This is a genomic window from Streptomyces sp. NPDC097619, assembly GCF_040302735.1.
Taxonomy (GTDB): Bacteria; Actinomycetota; Actinomycetes; order Streptomycetales; family Streptomycetaceae; genus Streptomyces.
This window is the reverse complement of the sequence record NZ_JBEOSD010000152.1, coordinates 1-20,290: the sequence shown is the minus strand read 5'-3', so window position 1 is coordinate 20,290 and position 20,290 is coordinate 1. Positions and strand designations below refer to the sequence as shown.

At 74.9% G+C, this 20,290-nt stretch carries 22 protein-coding genes; 12 read left to right on the top strand and 10 right to left on the bottom strand.

Annotated elements, in window-relative coordinates; all coding sequences use genetic code 11:
• Positions 1 to 99 precede the first annotated feature (99 nt).
• A complete protein-coding gene (locus tag ABTZ17_RS29995) occupies positions 100 to 399 on the bottom strand; it encodes a DUF1330 domain-containing protein (protein ID WP_352198904.1) in 300 nt (99 codons plus the stop codon).
• A gap of 187 nt (positions 400 to 586) precedes the next feature.
• Here ABTZ17_RS29995 and ABTZ17_RS29990 point away from each other — a divergent pair, with 187 nt between their 5' ends.
• Positions 587 to 1,096, top strand: a complete 510-nt coding sequence (locus ABTZ17_RS29990; RefSeq protein WP_352198903.1) for an SgcJ/EcaC family oxidoreductase — start codon at positions 587 to 589, stop codon at positions 1,094 to 1,096.
• Here the strand turns inward: ABTZ17_RS29990 and ABTZ17_RS29985 are convergent.
• The gene (locus tag ABTZ17_RS29985; protein WP_352198902.1) at positions 1,059 to 2,492 is read right to left on the bottom strand and encodes a sensor histidine kinase; all 1,434 of its coding nucleotides are present in this window, start codon (positions 2,490 to 2,492) and stop codon (positions 1,059 to 1,061) included. The genes ABTZ17_RS29990 and ABTZ17_RS29985 overlap by 38 nt on opposite strands.
• Positions 2,489 to 3,184, bottom strand: a complete 696-nt coding sequence (locus tag ABTZ17_RS29980) for a response regulator transcription factor (protein ID WP_352198901.1) — start codon at positions 3,182 to 3,184, stop codon at positions 2,489 to 2,491. The genes ABTZ17_RS29985 and ABTZ17_RS29980 overlap by 4 nt, the downstream gene beginning before the upstream one ends.
• A gap of 111 nt (positions 3,185 to 3,295) precedes the next feature.
• Here ABTZ17_RS29980 and ABTZ17_RS29975 point away from each other — a divergent pair, with 111 nt between their 5' ends.
• The 5 genes from ABTZ17_RS29975 (at position 3,296) to ABTZ17_RS29955 (ending at position 7,246) form a co-directional block, all read left to right on the top strand.
• Positions 3,296 to 3,859, top strand: coding sequence for a PadR family transcriptional regulator (locus tag ABTZ17_RS29975; RefSeq protein WP_352198900.1), 564 nt, complete (start codon positions 3,296 to 3,298; stop codon positions 3,857 to 3,859).
• Positions 3,860 to 3,929: 70 nt separating this feature from the next.
• Entirely contained in the window at positions 3,930 to 5,651 is a 1,722-nt protein-coding gene (locus ABTZ17_RS29970; RefSeq protein ID WP_352198899.1) for an acyl-CoA dehydrogenase family protein, read from the top strand.
• 221 nt (positions 5,652 to 5,872) lie between these two features.
• Positions 5,873 to 6,238 carry an STAS domain-containing protein gene (locus tag ABTZ17_RS29965; RefSeq protein ID WP_352198898.1) on the top strand — a complete coding sequence of 122 codons (366 nt, stop codon included), beginning with the start codon at positions 5,873 to 5,875 and terminating at the stop codon, positions 6,236 to 6,238.
• Positions 6,235 to 6,789 carry an ATP-binding protein gene (locus tag ABTZ17_RS29960; protein WP_352198897.1) on the top strand — a complete coding sequence of 185 codons (555 nt, stop codon included), beginning with the start codon at positions 6,235 to 6,237 and terminating at the stop codon, positions 6,787 to 6,789. Before ABTZ17_RS29965 ends, ABTZ17_RS29960 begins: the two co-directional genes overlap by 4 nt.
• A 133-nt stretch (positions 6,790 to 6,922) precedes the next feature.
• The gene (locus ABTZ17_RS29955; protein WP_352198896.1) at positions 6,923 to 7,246 is read left to right on the top strand and encodes a plasmid stabilization protein; all 324 of its coding nucleotides are present in this window, start codon (positions 6,923 to 6,925) and stop codon (positions 7,244 to 7,246) included.
• A gap of 38 nt (positions 7,247 to 7,284) precedes the next feature.
• On the opposite strand, the gene ABTZ17_RS29950 is transcribed toward ABTZ17_RS29955, so the two are convergent.
• Together ABTZ17_RS29950 and ABTZ17_RS29945 are read right to left on the bottom strand one after the other, a co-directional pair.
• Positions 7,285 to 7,665 (bottom strand): glutathione S-transferase family protein, encoded by a 381-nt coding sequence (locus ABTZ17_RS29950; RefSeq protein ID WP_352198895.1) that lies wholly within the window; start codon positions 7,663 to 7,665, stop codon positions 7,285 to 7,287.
• Positions 7,666 to 7,933: 268 nt separating this feature from the next.
• Positions 7,934 to 8,047 carry a cell envelope biogenesis protein OmpA gene (locus tag ABTZ17_RS29945; RefSeq protein WP_502994903.1) on the bottom strand — a complete coding sequence of 38 codons (114 nt, stop codon included), beginning with the start codon at positions 8,045 to 8,047 and terminating at the stop codon, positions 7,934 to 7,936.
• Between the two features lie 320 nt (positions 8,048 to 8,367).
• On the opposite strand from ABTZ17_RS29945, the gene ABTZ17_RS29940 reads away from it, so the two are divergent.
• The 4 genes from ABTZ17_RS29940 to ABTZ17_RS29925 all read left to right on the top strand — a co-directional run bounded on the left by ABTZ17_RS29940 (position 8,368) and on the right by ABTZ17_RS29925 (position 13,118).
• On the top strand, positions 8,368 to 9,111 hold the full coding sequence (locus tag ABTZ17_RS29940) for a GNAT family N-acetyltransferase (RefSeq protein ID WP_352198893.1): 744 nt from the start codon (positions 8,368 to 8,370) through the stop codon (positions 9,109 to 9,111).
• A 148-nt stretch (positions 9,112 to 9,259) separates the two neighbouring features.
• On the top strand, positions 9,260 to 10,426 hold the full coding sequence (locus tag ABTZ17_RS29935; RefSeq protein ID WP_352198892.1) for an LLM class flavin-dependent oxidoreductase: 1,167 nt from the start codon (positions 9,260 to 9,262) through the stop codon (positions 10,424 to 10,426).
• Positions 10,423 to 11,829 carry an NtaA/DmoA family FMN-dependent monooxygenase gene (locus ABTZ17_RS29930; RefSeq protein ID WP_352198891.1) on the top strand — a complete coding sequence of 469 codons (1,407 nt, stop codon included), beginning with the start codon at positions 10,423 to 10,425 and terminating at the stop codon, positions 11,827 to 11,829. Before ABTZ17_RS29935 ends, ABTZ17_RS29930 begins: the two co-directional genes overlap by 4 nt.
• Before the next feature lie 44 nt (positions 11,830 to 11,873).
• Complete coding sequence (locus ABTZ17_RS29925; RefSeq protein ID WP_352198906.1) at positions 11,874 to 13,118, top strand: LLM class flavin-dependent oxidoreductase; 1,245 nt, start codon at positions 11,874 to 11,876, stop codon at positions 13,116 to 13,118.
• On the opposite strand, the gene ABTZ17_RS29920 is transcribed toward ABTZ17_RS29925, so the two are convergent.
• From ABTZ17_RS29920 to ABTZ17_RS29905, 4 genes are all read right to left on the bottom strand, one after another.
• Positions 13,097 to 13,762 (bottom strand): HAD family acid phosphatase, encoded by a 666-nt coding sequence (locus tag ABTZ17_RS29920; protein WP_352198890.1) that lies wholly within the window; start codon positions 13,760 to 13,762, stop codon positions 13,097 to 13,099. The genes ABTZ17_RS29925 and ABTZ17_RS29920 overlap by 22 nt on opposite strands.
• Positions 13,763 to 13,976: 214 nt before the next feature.
• Complete coding sequence (locus ABTZ17_RS29915) at positions 13,977 to 14,798, bottom strand: dienelactone hydrolase family protein (protein WP_352198889.1); 822 nt, start codon at positions 14,796 to 14,798, stop codon at positions 13,977 to 13,979.
• Positions 14,799 to 14,934: 136 nt separating this feature from the next.
• Positions 14,935 to 15,549, bottom strand: a complete 615-nt coding sequence (locus ABTZ17_RS29910) for an anaerobic ribonucleoside-triphosphate reductase activating protein (protein ID WP_352198888.1) — start codon at positions 15,547 to 15,549, stop codon at positions 14,935 to 14,937.
• Entirely contained in the window at positions 15,546 to 17,327 is a 1,782-nt protein-coding gene (locus ABTZ17_RS29905) for a ribonucleoside triphosphate reductase (protein ID WP_352198887.1), read from the bottom strand. Before ABTZ17_RS29905 ends, ABTZ17_RS29910 begins: the two co-directional genes overlap by 4 nt.
• A gap of 441 nt (positions 17,328 to 17,768) precedes the next feature.
• Here ABTZ17_RS29905 and ABTZ17_RS29900 point away from each other — a divergent pair, with 441 nt between their 5' ends.
• Positions 17,769 to 19,019: a nitrate/nitrite transporter gene (locus ABTZ17_RS29900; protein WP_352198886.1), complete on the top strand. Its 1,251-nt coding sequence runs from the start codon at positions 17,769 to 17,771 to the stop codon at positions 19,017 to 19,019.
• 43 nt (positions 19,020 to 19,062) lie between these two features.
• On the opposite strand, the gene ABTZ17_RS29895 is transcribed toward ABTZ17_RS29900, so the two are convergent.
• Positions 19,063 to 19,812, bottom strand: coding sequence for an SDR family NAD(P)-dependent oxidoreductase (locus ABTZ17_RS29895; RefSeq protein ID WP_352198885.1), 750 nt, complete (start codon positions 19,810 to 19,812; stop codon positions 19,063 to 19,065).
• A gap of 384 nt (positions 19,813 to 20,196) precedes the next feature.
• Between ABTZ17_RS29895 and ABTZ17_RS29890 the strand changes: the two genes are divergently transcribed.
• On the top strand, positions 20,197 to 20,290 hold a 94-nt coding region (locus ABTZ17_RS29890; protein ID WP_352198905.1), incomplete at its 3' end, for a twin-arginine translocation signal domain-containing protein.

Genomic DNA, 20,290 nt, shown 5'->3' with positions numbered 1-20,290 from the left:
GCGGGCGCCCGGGCCGGGGCGGGGGGGGGGGGGGGGGGCCCCCCCCCCCCGGGCCCGCGCCCGTCCGCGATCCGCCCCGGCGGGCGGCCCGGTCCGCCGTCAGTGGGCGGAGGCGCCGGGGAGGAAGAGCATCCGGCGACCGCCGAGGTCCGACCGCGTGGCCCGGGCCGCCGCGTACTCGGGGGAGCCGTACCAGCTCTTCGCCCGCTCCAGGCTGTCGAACTCGATGACCACCATGCGGTGGTCCCCCGCCCAGTCCCCCTCCAGGGCCTCGGGCAGCACCCCCCGGGCCAGGTAGCGGCCGCCGTAGCGGGCGATGGAGGCCTGCGCCAACTCGCGGTAGGCGCGGACCTCGGGAGTGTCCAGGTACGGGGATTCGGCGATCACGTAGGCGGTCACCCGATCATCATGGCATGACCATGGCGTCCTCGGTCCGGGTCCGTCGATCCGGTCCGTCCCCGTCCTTGCCCGTCCTTGGCCGCCCCCTGGCCGCACGCTGTACGGGCCCTAACCCGGACCCCGCCAGAGTGGGGGACAGCCGAACACCGCGCCCCCGGCGCACCGTTCACCGCAGGACAGGAGCACCATGCAGCGGATACCCCGGACCCGCACCGCCCTCGTCGCCACCGCCGCGGCCGCGGTCCTCGCGACGGCGGGCACCCTCACCGCCGGCACCGCCCAGGCGGGCGACCGCGACGAGGAACGCCCCACCCAGCGACAGATCGCCGCGCTCTTCGACCAGTGGAACACCGCCCTGCGCAGCGGCGACCCGGACCGGGTCGCCGCCCGCTACGCCCGGGACGCGGTCCTGTTGCCCACCGCCTCCCCGCGGATCCGCACCGACCGCGCCCAGATCACCGACTACTTCGCGCACTTCCTGCAGAAGAAGCCGCACGGCGAGAAGATCCGGTCCGTGATCACGGTCCTGGACGAGGACTCCGCGATCGACGCCGGGGTCTACCGCTTCCACCTCACCGACCCCGGCACGGGGATCACGAAGCCGGTGGAGGCCCGCTACAGCTACTCCTACGAGAAGCGCGGCAACTCCTGGCTCATCGTCAACCACCACTCCTCGGTGCTCCCGGCCGAGGGCTGACCCTCCGCGGGCCCTCGCCCGCGGAGCGCAGGCCGATCCGCACGCACAGCCCGCCCCCGGGAGCGTCCCGCAGGGCCACGCTGCCGCCGTCGTCCGTCACCAACTGCCGGACGATGGCCAGGCCCAGCCCCGATCCCGAACGGCCGGTCAGGCCCTGACCGCGCCAGAACCGGTCGAAGGCGCGGGACTGTTCGGCCGCGGACATGCCCGGCCCCTGGTCGGCCACCTCCAGCACCGTCCCCTCCGCGCCTCCCCCCTCCAGGCGCACGGTGATGGTGCCGCCGTCCGGGGACACCTCCAGGGCGTTCGACAGCACGTTGTCGAGCACCTGGTCCAGGTTGCCGGGCCCGGCCAGCACCCGCTGCCGGCCGTCGGCGTCGCCGGTGAGCACGATGCCCACCGACCGCTCGTCGGCGGCCGGCCGCCACACGTCCAACCGCTCCTCGACCAGCTCCCGCAGCGGCAGCGGCTCCGGGGCGGACACCTTCGCCTCCGCCCGGGCCAGCACCAGCAGCCCGCTGACCAGTCGGCTCATCCGCACCACCTCGGCGGTGGCCTGGTCCACGTCCTCCCGCACGAAGGGGTCGTCCACCCCGTCCGCGATGTTGTCCAGGGACAGCCGCAGCGCCGTCAACGGGGTGCGCAGCTGGTGCGAGGCGTCCGCGACGAAGATCCGCTGCGAGGCCACCAGGGTGTCCAGCCGCTCCGCGCCCTGGTTGAGGGTCCGGGCCAGGGTCCGGGTCTCCTGGGGGCCCGTCACGGGGGAACGGGCCGTCAGGTCCCCGTCCCCGAACCGGCTCGCCATGTCGTTGAGCTGCCGCAGCGGCTTGGTCAGCAGCCGCGCCACGATCGCCCCCAGCCCGGCCGCGATCGCCAGCACCGCCACCGCCAGCACCGCGCGGAACCCCCAGATCCGCCACAGCCGGTCGGTCAACCCCGCCGTGCCGTAGCGGATCCGCACGGCCCCCGCCACCGGCGCCCCCTGACGCCCCTGCGGAGCGGCGTGCGCCGGGGTGGTCACCACCAGCTCCGGCCCCCACACCCAGCGGGAGCCCCAGTCCACCGTGGTCCGTCCCCGGTCCAGGGCGGCCCGGAAGGCCGCGTCCCCGGGCCGCTCCGGCCGGGGCAGCGGCGGCACCGCGCCGCCGGCGGCCGTCACCGCCTCGACCGTGCCCGGGGTCTCGCCCGCGTAGGCCCCCGCCATCCGCGCCAGGGCCTGCCGGGCCGCCGCGTCCCCGTCGCCCAGCAGCAGCGCCATGGTGGTGGCCTCGCGCCGCACCGACTCCTCGGTGTCCCCGCGCAGTTGCCCGGTCAGGGTGAAGGCCACCGGCACCGTGAAGGCCGCCAGCGCCACCGCCACCAGCAGCACGTAGCTGACGATCAGCCGCCGGATCACCCCGGACCACCGGCGGGCTCCGGCGCCCCCTCCACCAGCTCCAGCCGGAAGCCGACGCCCCGCACCGCCTCGATCACCACCGCGCCCGACAACTTCCGCCGCAGCCCGGCCACGTGCACGTCCAGGGTCTTCGTGGGGCCGAACCAGTTCGCGTCCCAGACGGCTTCCATGATCTGCTCCCGGGACATCAGCGCCCCCGGCTCCTCGGTCAGGAAGGCCAGCAGGTCGAACTCCTTCGGCGTCAGCGGCACCTCCGCCCCGTCCAGACGGACCCGGCCCGCCTTGCGGTCCACGCTCAACCGGGTCCCGTACCGCTGCGGCCCGGCGGGCTCCGCCGCGGGCCTGGCCCGCCGCAGCACGGCCCGGATCCGGGCGATCACCTCGCGCACCCCGAACGGCTTCGAGACGTAGTCGTCCGCCCCGATCTCCAGACCCACCACCCGGTCGGTCTCGTCGCTGCGCGCGCTGATCACGATGATCGGCACGTCCCCGCGCCGTCGCAGCGCCCGGCACACGTCGAGCCCGTCGGTATCGGGCAGCCCGAGGTCCAGCAACACCAGGTCGTACGGGCCCGGAGCGGCCAGGGCCGCCGCGCCCGTGGTCACCCACTCCACCGCGAACCCGTAGCGCAGCAGGCCGCGCCGGAGCGATTCGGCGACCGGCTCGTCGTCTTCCACCAGCAGTACACGCACGAGGGGAACCCTAGTGCGAACGGCGGATGAACCTTCCCCCACGCGTGAGCCGCGTCTCACCGGCCCGGCCGATCTTGTGTATGCAACGAGGTGCATAGCAGGATGCGGAGCATGGCGCTCGACCACGCGATCCTCGTCTCCCTGCTGGAACGGCCCGGCTCCGGCTACGAGCTGTCCCGCCGCTTCGAGCGGTCCATCGGGTACTTCTGGACCGCCACCCACCAGCAGATCTACCGGGTCCTCGCCCGCATGGAGGCGGAGGGCAAGCTCTCCGTCCGCGTGGTGCCCCAACAGGGCCGACCGGACAAGAAGGAGTACTCCGTCGCCGCCCCGGGACGCGAGGCCCTGGCCGGCTGGCTGCGGGAACCGGTGGAGCCCGAGAGCCTCCGCCACGACCTCGCCGTCAAGATCCGCGGCGCCGCCTTCGACGACCCCGCCGGACTCATCGGCGAGGTCGAGCGGCACCACCGGGCCCACAGCGACCGCCTCGCCCGCTACCTGACCGGTGAACTCCGCGACTTCACCGGCCCGGAGGCCCCCGGCCCGCTCGACGCCGGACAGGAACTCCAACACGTGGTGCTCCGCGGCGGCATCGCCTTCGAACGCATGACGATCGCCTGGCTCGACGACGTCCTCGCCACCCTCCGCCGGCTCGCCGGGACCCCCGCCCCCTGAGGCCCGTCCCGCACCGCCGGCCCCCGCCGGCTCCCGCCCGGCCCCGACCCCGAAAGCGAACGGACCCCTCATGGCCGACGCCCTGCTGTTCCACCCGCACACCTACGACCCCGCGCACTTCGACCCGGAGACCCGCCGTCTGCTGCGCGCCACCGTCGACTGGTTCGAGACCCGCGGCAAGCGCAAGCTCATCGAGGACTACCGCGACCGCGCCTGGCTCGCCGACTTCCTCGCCTTCGCGGCGAAGGAGAACCTCTTCGCGACCTTCCTCACCCCCGCCGCCGAAGCGGGCGACCGTCCGGACCGCCGCTGGGACACCGCCCGCGTCGCCGCCCTCAACGAGATCCTCGGCTTCTACGGCCTGGACTACTGGTACGCCTGGCAGGTCACCATCCTCGGGCTCGGCCCGGTCTGGCAGAGCGGGAACGCCGCCGCCCGCGCCCGCGCCGCGGAACTCCTGGAGCAGGGCGAGGTGTTCGCCTTCGGCCTCTCCGAGAAGACCCACGGCGCCGACATCTACTCCACGGACATGCTGCTGGAGCCCACCACCGACGGCGGCTTCCGCGCCACCGGCTCCAAGTACTACATCGGCAACGGCAACGCCGCCGGACTGGTCTCCGTGTTCGGCCGCCGCACCGACGTCGAGGGCCCCGAGGGCTACGTCTTCTTCGCCGCCGACAGCCGCCACCCGGCCTACCACCTGGTGAAGAACGTCGTCGACTCCTCCAAGTTCGTCAGCGAGTTCCGCCTGGAGGACTACCCGGTGGCCTCCGAGGACGTCCTGCACACCGGACGCGCCGCCTTCGACGCCGCCCTGAACACCGTCAACGTCGGCAAGTTCAACCTGTGCACCGCCTCCATCGGCATCTGCGAGCACGCGATGTACGAGGCCGTCACCCACGCCCACACCCGCGTCCTCTACGGCCGCCCGGTCACCGCATTCCCGCACGTGCGCCGGGAACTGGCCGACGCCTACGTCCGCCTCGTCGGCATGAAGCTCTTCAGCGACCGCGCCGTGGACTACTTCCGCTCCGCCGGCCCCGAGGACCGCCGCTACCTCCTCTTCAACCCGATGACGAAGATGAAGGTGACCACCGAGGGCGAGAAGGTCATCGACCTCATGTGGGACGTCATCGCCGCCAAGGGCTTCGAGAAGGACAACTACTTCTCCCAGGCCGCCGTCGAGATCCGCGGACTGCCCAAGCTGGAGGGCACCGTCCACGTCAACCTCGCGCTGATCCTCAAGTTCATGCGCAACCACCTGCTGGACCCCGTCGCCCACCCCGAGGTGCCCACCCGCACCGACGCCGCCGACGACACCTTCCTCTTCCGGCAGGGCCCCGCCCGCGGCCTGGGCTCCGTCCGCTTCCACGACTGGCGGCCCGCCTACGACCACTACGCGACCGTCCCCAACGTGGCCCGCTTCCGAGAGCAGGCCGACGCCCTCGCCGCCTTCGTCGCCACGCACGCCCCCGACGAGGCCCAGTCCCGGGACCTCGACTTCCTGCTCTCCGTCGGCCAACTGTTCGCCCTGGTCGTGCACGGACAGCTGATCCTGGAGCAGGCCCGCCTCACCGGCCTGGACGAGTCCGTCCTCGACGAACTGTTCTCGGTGCTCGTCCGCGACTTCTCCGGGCACGCGGTGGAACTCCACGGCAAGGACTCCGCCACCCCCGCCCAGCAGGAGTGGGCCCTGGCCGCCGTCCGTCGCCCGGTCGTCGACGAGGACCGCTCCGCCCGGGTCTGGAACCGCGTGGAGGCCCTGTCCGGCGCCTACGAGATGAACCCCTGACCCACCCGGCGCGCCCCCGCACCCGTGGGGGCGCGCCCCGCGCCGCGCGGGGAACCGACGGCGCTCCCGGCGACGGGACCGGGCATGCCGGGGGACGGCAGGGGTAGGTGCCGCGTACGGTCGGACCGCGCGGGCCCCCGGGCCGTGTGACCCTGTACGGGAACAGCGGCACGGCCCGACGGGCGGTGACGCGGACGGAACGGTACGAGGAGGGACGACCGGTGCAGGATCGGTTCACGGTGGAGGTGCTCCCGGCGGACGGAGCGGTGGTGCTGAGGGTGGCGGGGGAACTCGACCACGACACGGCCGGACCGCTGCGCGCCGCCCTGGAGGAGGCCCTCGCCGGGGAGGGGCCGACCAGGCTCGTCATCGACTGCACGGGCCTGGAGTTCTGCGACTCCACCGGCCTGAACACCCTGCTCCGGGCCCGCCTCGCGGCCCGGGAGGGGGGCGGGGACGTGGAACTGGCCGCCCTGAACCGGACCGTCGCCCGACTCTTCCGCATCACCGGCGCCGACGGGATCTTCCCCGTGCACCGGGACCTCGCGGAGGCCCTGGCGACCCCGCCGGCGGAGGACCGGCCGTGACCGCCGGAGCCGGCCTGACCGGCGATCCGGGCAGCCCGGCGGGCGCGGGCCCGGCCGCCGCGACCGGCACCCCCGCGGCGCCCGTACCGGCGGCGGCACCCGTGGCCGCCCCGGGCCAGACCCGCCGGCTGCTGCTGCGCGGCCCCGCGGGCGCCGTCGGACGCTGCCGCGACTTCACCCGCGAGGCCCTCGCCGACTGGGAGTGGATCCGGCCCGCCGGCGCCGCCCCGGAGGACCCCGAGGCGGCCGAGGAACGGCTCGCCGTCGTGGAGGACGTGCTGCTGCTGGTCTCCGAGGTCGTCACCAACGCCTGCCTGCACGCCGGCGGCCCCACCGAACTGGTGCTCCGGCACGGCCCCACCGGGCTCCGCGTCGAGGTCACCGACCACAGCACCACGGCCCCCCGGATGCGCCGGGGCCAGGACGCCGCCCAGCCCGGTGGCCACGGCCTCGTGGTCCTGGGCCGACTGGCCCGCTCCTGGGGCTGGGCGCCCGCCCCCGTCGGCAAGACCGTCTGGCTGGAGGTGGACCCGCCCCGCCCGGCCGCCTGAGCGCGCCGCACGCCCGGGCCCGCACCGGCCCCGGGTGTCGGACCGGCCGGACGGGGCAGGCGCCCCGTCACGAGGTCCGGGCGTCCGGCCGGGGCCGTCGACCGGGGCATCCGCCCCGAGGAGGGAGCCCGCGATGCCCCGCGGATCGTCCCCCAAGCGGGAACGCCAGTACGAGCACATCAAGGAGTCGGTCCTGGCGCGCGGCGAGTCGGAGGACACGGCCGAGGAGATCGCCGCGCGCACCGTGAACAAGGAGCGGGCCCGGGCGGGGGAGTCCCGGACCGCGAGCCGCAGCTCCCTGGAGGACATCTCCTCCGGGCGGCGCGGCGGGCTCCGTTCCCACAGCGGGGCGGCGGGCCGGACCAAGGCCCAGCTCTACGAAGAGGCCCGGCGGCGCGGCATCGAGGGCCGCTCTCGCATGGACAAGGCGGAGTTGGAGCGCGCCCTCGCCCGCTGAGCCCGCCGCGCCGCCGCCGGGTCGCCCGCCCCGGCCTCTCAGCGGGTCAGGGCGCCCGTGAGGTCGGAGAGGATCTCCGGGGCGTGGTTGCTGACGATCCGGCCCGTCCACACGTCGGCCAGGGCGGGCACGGTCAGTTCCCCCGCGTAGTGGTGGCCGGTGGCCTCGTAGGCCCGGCGCAGTGCCTCGTACGCCAGGGGGGACCGCTCCGGGTCCGCCGGGAGCAGCGTGACCGGTACCCGATCGGCCAGACCCAGCCGGGTGTGCGCGGCCAGCAGCCGGTCCGAGAGCGGACAGCCCTCCGAGAGGTAGAGCCGGTAGCGCAGCGGGGCGGGGAAGAACCCGGCCCCGATCCGGCCGCGCAGCACGGCGGCGGCACGGGAGGGGAACAGCGGGCGGTACACGGTGACCTGTGACATGGCGTGCGAACTCTCCTGGATGCGGGGCGGACGGACGGGTCGGACGGGCTTCGGAACCTCCCGGCTCCCTCCCGCGCTCCCCGCGCACCGGGAGCCGCCCCACCCCCGCGCCCTCGCGCCCCACGCCCGAGCGCCCCGGTCCAGGGGCCGTCGCACACGTGGCGCGAAGTACCGGAACGGGGGAGCGGGGCGGGGAACGGCGGGCGGAGGGCACGGTGCGGCACCGGGCCGGGCGGACCGGGACGGGTCCGAAGAGGAGGGCCGGGGCTCAGGCCGAGCGGCCGAACGCGCTGCACACGCGCAGCAGGTCGATGTGGAGCCGACGGGTCAGCCACCAGCGGCGCGGCACCGGCCGCGCCCCGACGCGCACCGCCCGGGTCATCTCCACGGCGCCCAGTCTCGACCCGCCGCGGGAGGCCGTCAAGAAGGCCGACGTCCACCGTCCACCCCTTGGAACGGCCCTCCTCCGGCGGGGCCCCGGGGTGGCGCGCGGCCGGGAGTCGCAAGCGATGACACGTGACACGCGGTGCCGTGCGAACCCGCCCGGCCGGACCGCCGCCGATGTCGGATCCGTGAAATCACGCTGGGCCCGCGTGGTCCCCGTCGCGAGCGCGGGGGAGGCTGGCCCTCCCGCCGCCGGTCCGGGTCCGCACCCCGGGCCCGCCCGGCCCGGCCCGAACCGCCCGTGGAAGGAACCCGCCCGTGACCCCCCGCCCCCGCAGCACGGCCCCCGCACCCGCCGAGACCCCGGCAGCCGCCGTCCTGGACAACCCGGCCTGGGCCGCCCTGACCGGACCGCACGCCCCGCTCGCCGAGCGGTACGGCCGCGCGGCCCGCTACCCCCGGGACACCGCCCCCTTCGCGGCCCTCGCCGACCCCGAGGACCCCCGGAGCTGGGCCGACCTCGCCGCCCTGGCCGGCCCCGGCGCCCGGGTCACCCTGACCGGGCGGCCCGTGCCCCCGCCGGACTGGGAGCTCCTGGGGTCCGTGGAGGGGGTGCAGCTCACCGGCGAGGCCGTCCGGGCCGCGCCCGACCCGGAGGCCGTCCCGCTCGGCCCGGCCGACGTCCCCGAGATCATGCGACTGGTCGAGCTGACCCGCCCCGGTCCCTTCCGGGACCGCACGGTGGAACTCGGCGGCTACCTCGGGATCCGGTCCGGGGGCCGGCTCGTCGCCTTGGCCGGCGGGCGCATGCGGCCGCCCGGCTGGACCGAGATCAGCGCCGTCTGCACCCACCCCGACCACCGGGGGCGCGGCCTGGCCCGCCGGCTGGTCCGGGCCGTGGCCGCCGTGGCCCGGGAGCGCGGCGAGGTGCCCTTCCTGCACGCGGCCGCCGAGAACACCGGCGCCGTCCGCCTCTACGAGGAGCTGGGCTTCGCACTCCGGGCCCGGCCCGTCTTCATGGCCGTACGGACCCCCGGCCCGGCCCTCCCCGACCCCTCCTGAGGGCCCTCCCCGAGGCGCCGTCACGCTCCCGCAACGGTGTAACACGGCCGTAGGAATCCTTTCACGAACGAGACATTGAGGGCGCATCAGGAGCCTCGTAGCGTTCTCGGCGGACGGAACGAACCGGCACGCAGCGAGGTGAGGGGACATGGCACCGATCCATCTGGCCGTGGAACTGGACGGCGCCGGGTGGCACCCGGCGGCCTGGCGGGAGCCGGGTGCCCGGCCGGCGGAGCTGTACACGGCCCGCCACTGGGCCGGGCTGGTCGCCGAGGCCGAACGCGGCCTGCTGGACTTCGTCTCCTTCGCGGACTCCTTCGCCGCCGACCCGCACCCCGGCCGGATCCCCGGCCGCCTGGACGCCGTCCTGACGGCCGCGCGGATCGCGCCCCTCACCCGGGGCATCGGTCTGGTGCCGACGGTCACCGCCACCCACACCGAGCCCTTCCACGTCTCCAAGGCGGTGGCCACGCTGGACTTCGTCAGCGGCGGTCGGGCCGGTCTGCACGTGCGCACCGAGCCGGACCCGGCGGTCGCCCGCCACTTCGGCCGCCGGGCCTTCCCCGTACCGGAGCAGGACCTGGCCCGGGAGGCCGCCGACCACGTGGAGGTCGTCCGCCGGCTGTGGGACAGCTGGGAGGACGACGCCGAGATCCGCGACACCGCCACCGGCCGCTTCGTCGACGTGGAACGCCTGCACCCGGTGGACTTCCGGGGCCGCTGGTTCAGCGTCCGCGGCCCCTCCATCACCCCGCGCCCCCCGCAGGGGCGGCCACCTGTGGGAGCCGCCGCCGGGACCCTCGCCGGGGACACCGCCGACCTGGTGCACCTGACCCCCGCCGACACCGACGAGGCCCGCGACCAGGCCGCCGCCCTCGGCGCCCGCCCCGCACCACCCGCCCACCTCTTCGCCGACCTCGCCGTCTTCCTCGACACCACCCGGGCCGCCGCCGCCGACCGGCTGCACCGCCTCGACGCCCTCGCCGGCGCCACCGTGCCCGGCCCCGCCGCCGTCTTCACCGGCACCCCCGAAGAGCTCGCCGCCCTCCTCGTGGCCTGGCACGACGCCGGCATCAGCGGCTTCCGGCTCCGGCCCGGCGTCCACGCCCACGACCTGCCCGCGCTCACCCGCGGCCTGGTCCCGCTGCTGCGCGCCGAGGGCCGGTTCCGCAGGGAGTACGGGGCCGACACCCTGCGCGGACTCCTGGGCCTGCCCCGGGCGGAGAACCGCTACGCGACGGACCGGACCGTCGCGAGGGCCACGGCACCGGCCGCCGTCGCCGCCGTCCGCACCGAAGGGATCCGCACCGCATGAGCCGCCCGTCCGCCTCCGCCTCCGCCGCCCCGCGCCGCAAGCAGGTCCACCTGGCCGCGCACTTCCCCGGGGTCAACAACACCACCGTGTGGAGCGATCCGGCCGCCGGCAGCCAGATCGCCTTCGACTCCTTCGTCCACTTCGCGCGCACCGCCGAACGCGCCAAGTTCGACTTCCTGTTCCTCGCCGAAGGGCTGAGGCTGCGCGAACAGGGCGGCCGGATCCACGACCTGGACGTGGTGGGCCGCCCGGACACCTTCACCGTGCTGGCCGCCCTGGCCGCCGTCACCGACCGGCTGGGGCTGGCGGGCACCATCAGCTCCACCTTCAACGAGCCCTATGAGGTGGCCCGGCAGTTCGCCACCCTCGACCACCTTTCCGACGGTCGGGCAGGCTGGAACGTGGTCACCTCCTGGGACGCCTTCACCGGGGAGAACTTCCGCCGCGGCGGCTTCCTGGCCCGGGAGGACCGCTACACCCGGGCCAGGGAGTTCCTCGACACGGCCGGCCTCCTCTTCGACTCCTGGGACCCGGGCCCGCTCCCCGCCGACCCGGAGAACGGTCTGTTCGCCCCGGCGGCGGGGGACCGCGGCGCCTTCGACCACCACGGCCGCCACTTCGACATCGAGGGCCGGTTCGGACTGCCCCGCAGCCCCCAGGGGCGGCCGGTGATCCTCCAGGCCGGAGACTCCGAGGAGGGCCGGGAGTTCGCGGCCGCCCGGGCCGACGCCATCTTCAGCCGGCACGCCGACGAGGAGGCGGGCCGGGCGTTCTACGCCGACGTCAAGGGCCGCCTCGCCCGCCACGGCCGCCGCCCCGACCAGCTGAAGATCCTGCCGGCGGCCACCTTCGTGCTCGGCGACACCGACTCCGAGGCCCGCGAACACGCCCACGAGGTACGGCGCAGCCAGGTCAGCGGGCGGACCGCGATCGCCTACCTGGAGCACGTCTGGAACCGCGACCTGTCCGGGTACGATCCGGACGGCCCGCTCCCCGAGGTGGACCCGGTGCCCGGCGAGAACACCGTGGCCCTGGGACGGGCCAGTGTCCGGCAGTTCCGCGACCCCCTGGCCACGGCCCGGGAATGGCGCGAACTGGCCGCCTCCAAGGGGCTGTCCATCCGCGAACTGGTCATCGCCACCACGGCCCGGCAGACCTTCGTGGGCTCGCCCGCGACCGTGGCCGAACGCATCGACACGCTGGTGCGGCGCGACGCCGCCGACGGGTTCGTCCTCGTCCCGCACCTGGTTCCCGGCGGACTGGACGCCTTCGCCGACACCGTGGTCCCGCTGCTCCAGGAACGCGGCGCGTTCCGCACCGAGTACACGGGCACCACCCTCCGCGACCACTTGGGGCTGGACCTGCCGGCCCCCCACACCACCGCCCGGGGAGCCGCCTCGTGACCGTCACCACCGCCACCCGTCCCGCGTCCGGCGGCCCGGGCCCGATCGCCGGGGAGCGGCCCGCGACGCCCCCGCTCGGCGTCCTCGACCTGGTGCCCGTGCTCTCCGGCGGAACGGCGGCCGACGCGCTCGCCGACTCCCTGGACCTGGCCCGCCGCGCCGAGGAACTGGGCTACGTCCGCCACTGGTTCGCCGAGCACCACCTCAACCCGGGGGTGGCGGGCACCTCGCCCGCCGTGCTCATCGCCCTGGCGGCCGCGGCCACCTCCCGGATCCGGCTGGGCTCCGGCGCCCTCCTCCTCGGCCACCGCACGGCCCTGGCCACCGTGGAGGAGTTCGGACTGATCGACGCCCTGCACCCGGGCCGCCTCGATCTCGGACTGGGCCGCTCGGGCGGCCGTCCGCCCGCGGGGGCCCCGGCCGGCGACGCGGACGGCCCCGGGACGGGCGGAGCCGGGGGCCGCCCGGCTCCCCCCGCCCGGCCCTCCGGGCACCGGGCCCCGAACGGCCTGCTCATCCCGCCCGCGTTCTCGTACGCCCACCTGGCGTCCCACCCCCGAAGCGTCCTCCAGCAACGCCTGCTGCACCTGCCCGGCGCCCGCTCCCGCGACTACGCCGAGCAGGTCGCGGAGATCCTGGACCTGCTCGGCGACGGCCTCCGCTCCGACGAGGGGGTGACCGCCCGGCCGGTGCCCGGCACCGGAGCCCGGGTCCAGGTGTGGATCCTCGGCAGCAGCGGCGGCACGAGCGCCGAGGTGGCCGGCCGCCACGGGCTGCCCTTCGCCGCGAACTACCACGTGTCGCCGGCCGGCGTGCTGGAGGCGGCCGCCGGCTACCGGGCCGCGTTCCGGCCCTCCGCCACCCTGGACCGGCCCTACCTGACGGTCTCCGCCGACGTGGTGGTCGCCGAGGACGAGGACCGGGCCCGCCGGCTGGCCGCGGGCTACGCCCCCTGGGTGCACGGCATCCGCACCGGCGAGGGCGCCCGGCCCTACCCCGCCCCCGAGGAGGCCGCGGCGCTGGAGGCGGACTGGACGGACCGCGAACGCGCCGTGGTCGCCGACCGGGTGGACACCCGCTTCGTCGGCACCCCCGACACGGTGGCCGGACAGTTGGAGCGACTGGCGGAGGCCACCGGCGCGGACGAGCTCCTGATCACCACCATCACCCACCGGCACGCCGACCGGGTGCGCTCCTACGCCCTGCTGGCGGAGGAGTGGGACCGCCGGGCGGCGGCGCGGCGCCGCCCGGTCGGACCCGGGGCGGGTCAGGAGAGCTTGCCGTCGTAGTCCGGCAACTTGAAGGTGCGCTCCGCGTGGCCGCCCACCAGGTCGCTCTGCTTGTTGCCGATGTTCGCGACGATCGTGTAGCCGCGGGCCTCGATCTCCGCGCGCTTGGCGGTCTTGTAGGCGCTGACCTCCTGGAAGAGGTCGGGCAGGTCCCGTACGTACAGCCCGGAGACCGGGTAGCCCACCGCCTTCAGGTTGTGCTCGGTCAGCGAGTGGATGATGCCGGGGCGGGCGGTGACGAAGAAGACCGCGACCCCGCGGCTCTGGGCGTAGCGGGTGAGGGAGAGCACCTCGGAGATGGCCGGGGTCGGGAAGGTCCAGAACCAGTGGAAGTCCGTCTCCAGGGAGGAGTTGTCGATGTCGAGGACGATCGCGGGCTTCTCCCCGGCGGGGGACTGCGCGAGCCGCTGCTCCAGGTAGGGCCGGGCCGGTGCCATCACGGCGGCCACGTCGCGCTTCCAGGCGGCGTAGTCGATGCCGAGCAGGGCGGCGTTCCCGCCCGGGGCCGACAGGCCCGCGACGGCGCCGGCGGCGGTCGGGGCGGCCGGTGCGGCGTGGGCGGGCAGGGCGGGACCGATCAGGAGGGCGGCGGCGAGGACCGTGCCGCCGGTGAGCGTGCGGGCGCGGAGACGGGTGCGGCGCATGTGGGGGTGCTCCTCACATCAGGGGGGTGGCATGTGCACGCCCAGAATCCGCAGCGTTCCCCCGCTGTGTCTACTGGTCGGTAGCAAACTTCTTCGGGCGGTCCGGTGAACGATCAAGGTCCGGGTGCGCCCGCCCGACCCTTCGTCGGGCCCGGTGAAGGGTCGGCCGGCCGCGCGGGCCGCCGGCGGCGCGGGCTCCGGATCCGTCGGTCCGTCAGCCCGTCAGCAGGCGGGTGCGGAACAGCTCCAGGACCTGGTCCAACGCCTCCCGCGTCGGCTGCCCCGGCGCGTCCACCAGATGCTCGGTGAGCACCGAATGCGGCGGCAGGAAGGCTTCCGGATCGGCGTCCGCCGGATCGAGTTCCACCGCCACGAAGGCGTCGCCCAACTCCCTTTCCAGGAAACGGAAACGATCGCCCGGGACGTACCGGTCCCCGCGGAAGCGCAGCCCCAACACCTGGAGCCCCTCCCGCTCGCAGCGCCCCCGGACCACGGCCAGCTCCTCGGCGGAGACGTCGATCGTCCCGGACCGGCGGGCGCCCACCGGCAGGGGGAGCGAGGGCTGCGACAGCACCGGGGCCAGCATCCGGTCGTCCACGGCCATGGCCAGGGCGAACCCGCCGGTGAAACACATGCCCACCGCGCCGACCCCGGGCCCTCCGCACCGCTCGTGCTCCCGGGCCGCCAGCGCGCGCAGCCAGCCCGTCACCGGGGAGCTCCGCCCCGTGGCGAAGGCGGTGAACTCGCGGGACACGCACACCCGGACCACCGAACGGACCAGGTAGGCGGCGCTCGCCGCACGGCCGTGCGCGTCGGGGTGCGGGTCCCGGCCCGGGGTCCCGAACAGCACGGGCAGCACCGCCGTGCAGCCGAGCTCCGCCACCCGCTCGGCGAACCGCAGCACCTTGGGCGTGACCCCCGGGATCTCCGCGATCACGATTACCGCGGGCCCGGTGCCCCGGCGGAGCACCCGGTGGGTGACCCCCGCGTGCGTGAAGGTCGTACGCTCGAATCCGGTCAGGTCATGGTCGGCCATCGCTCAACTCCCGTCACAGAAAGGCCCATCATGGCCCGACCGGGAGCCTGCCGGGGAGACGGCCCCCCACCGTCCTCGCCCGGGTGGCCCACCCGACCGGCGCCCGGACGCCCCCGCACCCGGGCGCCCGTCGCGCTCAGGCCGCTCCGGCGCGCGGCTCCGCGGGCCGCCGGACCGCCTGACGGTGCGTGGGCGGAGCCCCGTACCCGGCCAACCAGGAGTCCAGCGCCGCCAGGTCCGGCCCGTCCAGCAGCTCCGGATCGACCGTGGTCCGCAGCTGGTACGGCACCCCGGAGGCCAGCAGCAGTTCCAGGCTCCGCCGGGCCGACAGCGCCGCGTGCCCCAGCCCGGTCACCCGTTCGTACCGGCTCGGCGGCGCCTTCACGTCGAAGCCCACCCAGTCCAACGCCCCCGCCTCCAGCAGCCGCGCCAGCCGCCGGGGGAAGGCGCCGCCCGTGTGCAGCCCCACCCCCAGCCCCAGCGCCCGCACGCGGCGGGCCGCCTCCGGCAGCCCCCGCTGGAGCAGCGGCTCCCCGCCGGAGAACACCACCCCGTCCAGCAGCCCCGTACGGCGCCCCAGGTGCGCCTCGACCTGCGCCCAGGACACCGCGGCCGGGGTGCGGACCGGCAGCAGCTCCGGGTTGTGGCAGTAGCCGCACCGCCACGGGCAGCCCTGGCAGAACACCGTGGCGACCAGCTTCCCCGGCCAGTCGCAGGTGGACAGCCGCGACCAGCCGCCGATCCGGATCACGCGTCGACCCCCGCCCGGAACGGCACCCGCTCGGCGTGTTCCCCGCGCTTTCCGGTGTTGAAGGAGGCCACCGGACGGTGGTAGCCCATCACCCGGGTCCACACCTCGCAGGCGGCCCCGCACCGGGGGCACCGCTCCTGCTCCCCGTCCAGGTAGCCGTGGTCGGCGCACACCGAGAAGGACGGGGTCACGGTCAGGTACGGCAGCCGGAAGTTCTCCAGGGCCCGCCGCACCAGGGCCCGGCAGGCCTCCGCGGTCGGGATCCGTTCGGCGGTGTACAGGTGCAGGACGGTGCCCCCGGTGTAGCGGGTCTGGAGCGGGTCCTGCCGCTCCAGCGCCTCGAAGGGGTCGTCGGTGAAGCCGACGGGCAGCTGCGAGGAGTTGGTGTAGTACGGCTCGGCCTCCGTGCCGGCCTGGAGGATGCCGGGGAACCGGCGCCGGTCCTCCCGCGCGAACCGGTAGGTGGTGCCCTCGGCCGGGGTGGCCTCCAGGTTGTACAGGTGGCCGGTCTCCTCCTGGAACCGCACCATCAGGGACCTGATCCGGTCCAGCAGGCGCAGGGCGAGGGCCTGCCCGGCGGGATCCGTGATGTCCTCGGCCCCTCCGGTGAAGTTGCGGACGAGCTCGTTGACGCCGTTGACCCCGATGGTGGAGAAGTGGTTGCGCAGGGTGCCCAGGTAGCGCCGGGTGTAGGGCAGCAGCCCGCCGTCGATCAACCCCTGCACGGTGCTCCGCTTGAGTTCCAGACTGTCCCGGGCCAGCCCGCACAGCCGGTCCACCGCGGCCATCAGCGCCGGTTCGTCCCCGGCGTACAGGTGCCCGAGCCGCGCGCAGTTGAGGGTGACCACGCCCAGCGAACCGGTCTGCTCGGCGCTGCCGAAGAGCCCGTTGCCCCGCTTGAGCAGTTCGGTCAGGTCCAGTTGGAGCCGGCAGCACATGGACCGCACCATGTGCGGGGCCAGGTCCCCGCCGACGAAGTTCTGGAAGTACGGCAGCCCGTACTTGGCCGTCATCGCGAACAGCCGCTCGGCGTTCCCGCCGTCCCAGTGGAAGTCCGGGGTGATGTTGTAGGTGGGGATCGGGAAGGTGAACACCCGGCCCGCGGTGTCCCCCTCGGTCATGACCTCGATGTAGGCGCGGTTGATGAGGTCCATCTCGGCCTGGAGCTCGCCGTAGGTGAACTCCGCGGGTTCGCCGCCGATCAGGGGCACCTCCGCGCGCAGGTCCTCCGGGCAGGTCCAGTCGAAGGTGAGGTTGGTGAACGGGGTCTGGGTGCCCCACCGGGACGGCACGTTGAGGTTGTGCACCATCTCCTGCACGCACTGCCGGACCTGCGGGTACGTCAGCCCGTCGACCCGCACGAACGGTGCCAGGCAGGTGTCGAAGGAGGAGAACGCCTGCGCCCCGGCCCATTCGTTCTGCAGGGTGCCCAGGAAGTTCACGATCTGCCCGAGGGCGGAGGACAGGTGGCGGGGCGGGGCCGAGCCGGTCTGTCCGGGCACCCCGTTGAACCCCTCGGCGAGGAGGGTGCGCAGGGACCAGCCCGCGCAGTAGCCCGCGAGCACGTCCAGGTCGTGCAGGTGCAGGTCGCCCTCGCGGTGGGCGCGGGAGACCTCGGGCGGGTAGACCGCCTCCAGCCAGTAGTTCGCGGTGATCTTCCCCGCGGCGTTCAGGATCAGCCCGCCGAGGGAGTACCCCTGGTTGGCGTTGGCGTTGACCCGCCAGTCCTGGCGTTCCAGGTACTCGGTCACGGTCTCGACGGCGTCGACGGTGGTCACGGCAGCCCTCCCACGGGGCTCGGCTCGGATGTGCGGGGCCGGGGGAGGTCGGACTCGCGCGCGGGGGCGCGCTCACCGTTGCGGGGCAGTCCCGGGTTCGCACCGGGTTCTCCGGGGTCACGGTCGGGGGCGAGGGGCACCTCCGGCCGAACCGGCCATGCACACACTACATATGGCGGTGGATCGGATTCGGTACCACTACATCTTGGGTGGCCAAGGTCCCCTGGACTGGGGCAGGAAGGCCCGTTCCCGTGCTGACCGCCGTCCCTTCGGCTCGGCCTCCGCCGGTGGGTTCCGGTCGTCCGCCCGGATGCGGCGGACGGGTGGGCCGTCGAGGATGGGAGGCGTCAGGGTGCGGCCGGACGGGTTCCGGCCGCCTCGCGCGCGGCCCGCCGAAGGGGCCGCGCCGAACCCCCGCGGGGCGGGACAGGGAGCGTGCCGATGGCCGGTCGGAGCAACGGGACCGCACGACCCGTCGGGCCGCCCCCGGCGGCCGGCGGGGCGTCGGAGGTGGGGGAGCGGCCCTCCGCCGCCGCCTGGCGGAACCTGGCCGTGGCCACGATCGGCTTCACCCTCACCTTCTGGGCCTGGGACCTCGTGGCCCCGATCGCGGGCAGCCTCGACGAGCGGCTGCACATGACCTCCTTCGCCCAGTCGGTGCTGGTGGCCGTCCCAGTGCTGGTCGGCTCCCTCGGCCGGGTCCCGGTGGGGGCGCTCACCGACCGGTACGGGGCCAGACTGCTGTTCCCCCTGGTCAGCGCCCTGACGATCGTCCCCGTGCTGTTGCTTGTGCCCACCAAGGGCTCCTATCCGGCGCTGCTCGCGGTGGGCTTCGTGCTGGGCCTGGGCGGGACCACCTTCGCCATCGGCGTGCCCCTGGTGAACTCCTGGTTCCCGCCCTCCCACCGCGGGGCCGCCCTCGGGATCTTCGGCATGGGCATGGGGGGCGTCGCCCTGTCGGGCTACTTCACCCCGCGCCTGTACGAGCGTGGCGAGAACCTGCCCTTCCTGGCCCTGGCCGCCGCGCTCGCCGTGTACTCCGTCCTCGCCGCCCTGCTCATCCGGGACCGGCCGGGCCGGGCGGTCCCCACCACCCCGCTCACCACCCGGCTGGCCGCCGCCGGTCGGCTCCGGGTGACCTGGGAACTCTCCGCCCTGTACGCCATCGGCTTCGGCGGGATCGTCGCCTTCGGGGTGTACCTGCCCACCTACCTCAAGACCTGGTACGGCCTGGACCCCACCGACGCGGGCACCCGGGCCGCCGGTTTCGCCCTGGTCACCGTGGTGTTCCGCCCCATCGGCGGTTGGCTCGCGGACCGGCTCGACCCGGCGGTGGTCACGGCCGTGTCCCTGGGCGCGGTCGCGGTCCTGGCCGTGGTGCAGGCCTTCGACCCCGGGCTGGTGCCCACGGCCACCGTCTGCCTGCTGCTGATGGCGGCCGGGCTCGGCACCGCCAGCGGAGCCGTGTTCGCCCTCGTCGCCCGGGTCACGCCACCCGACCAGGTGGGCAGCGTGACGGGCATCGTCGGCGCGGTCGGCGGGCTCGGCGGCTTCCTGCCGCCCCTGGTGATGGGCGCCGTGTACAGCGCCCAGGATTCCTACTCCATCGGCTTCATGCTGCTGTCGGACCTGGCGCTGGCCGGGTGCGTGTACGCCTTCGCCCGGATGCGCGGGGCCGGGCGGATCGGTTGACCGACCCGCCCGGCTCGGGCCCCGCGCGGGCGGGCCGGTCGGCTCAGACGAGGTGCCGGCCGCCGTCCACGGTCAGGACGTCCCCGGTGGTGTAGCCGGCGTCGAGCAGGTACCGGACCGCCTCGGCCACGTCCTCCGGGGTGCCCACGCGGCGCAGCGGCGTGTGGGTGGTGATCCACTCCTTGGAGCTCTCCCAGACCTCTTCCGCCCCTTCGTACCAGGGGGTGTCGATGAGCCCCGGGGCGACGGCGTTCACCCGTACGGTCGGGCCGAGCTGGGAGGCGAGGAGCCGGGTCAGGTGGTTCACCGCGGCCTTGCTGACGGCGTAGGGCACGGAGCTGCCGAGGGCCCGGGTGGCCGAGACCGAGGAGACGTTCACGACGGCCCCGGCGCCGGAGGCCCGCAGATGCGGGGCCGCGGCCGTGGTCATCTGCCACACGCCGATCACGTTGACGTCGAGGATCCGCCGCCAGACCTCGGCGTCGGCCGCTTCGAGGTCGTCGAGGGGGATGAACGCCGTGGTCCCCGCGTTGTTGACCAGGACGTCCAGGCGCCCGTAATGCGCCACGACGGTCTCCACCACCCGGGCGGCCCCGGCGCCGTCGGACACGTCTCCCTGCACGTAGACGGCCCCGGGCAGCTCGGCGGCCAGGGCCTGCCCGGCCTCGGTGCTGCGGACGGAGTTGACCGCCACCCGCAGTCCGTCGGCGGCCAGCCTCCGGGCCACGGCCGCGCCGATGCCCGAGGACGATCCGGTGACCAGGGCCACGCGCTGTTCGTTCGTTCCGCTCATTGAAGTGCTCCCCCCGCTGCGGACGGCTTTCAGGAGGCTGGAGCATAGCTACCATCATGCGGAAAGTCATTTCCGGATTATGGAAAGAGAGGATGGGGCGGGGTGGGGGGATCGGTCATGCCCCCTGGCTCGACGGGAGTCCCCGTCGCGTCGGAACCGGCCCGCCCCGGCCTGCGCCGTCACATTTCACACTGCGTACATTGAACGCGCCTTTCGGTGTCCCCTAATCTCACCGCAGGGCGGCGGGAATGGTCTGTGCGACCCGCCGCCCCCTTCCTTCCGGCATTCCCGGAAAGCCGTTCGGGGAATTTCCGTCATGCCCGGATTCCGGCCCGCTCCGCACCACTCCGCACCCGTCCCCGATGGAAAGCAGGAGAACCGCCGATGAACGCGCCAGCACCCGCAGGACCGAGCCGCCGCGGATTCCTCGCCGGCACCGCCGCGGCGGCCGCCGTCGCGGCCGTCCCGGGCGTCGCCC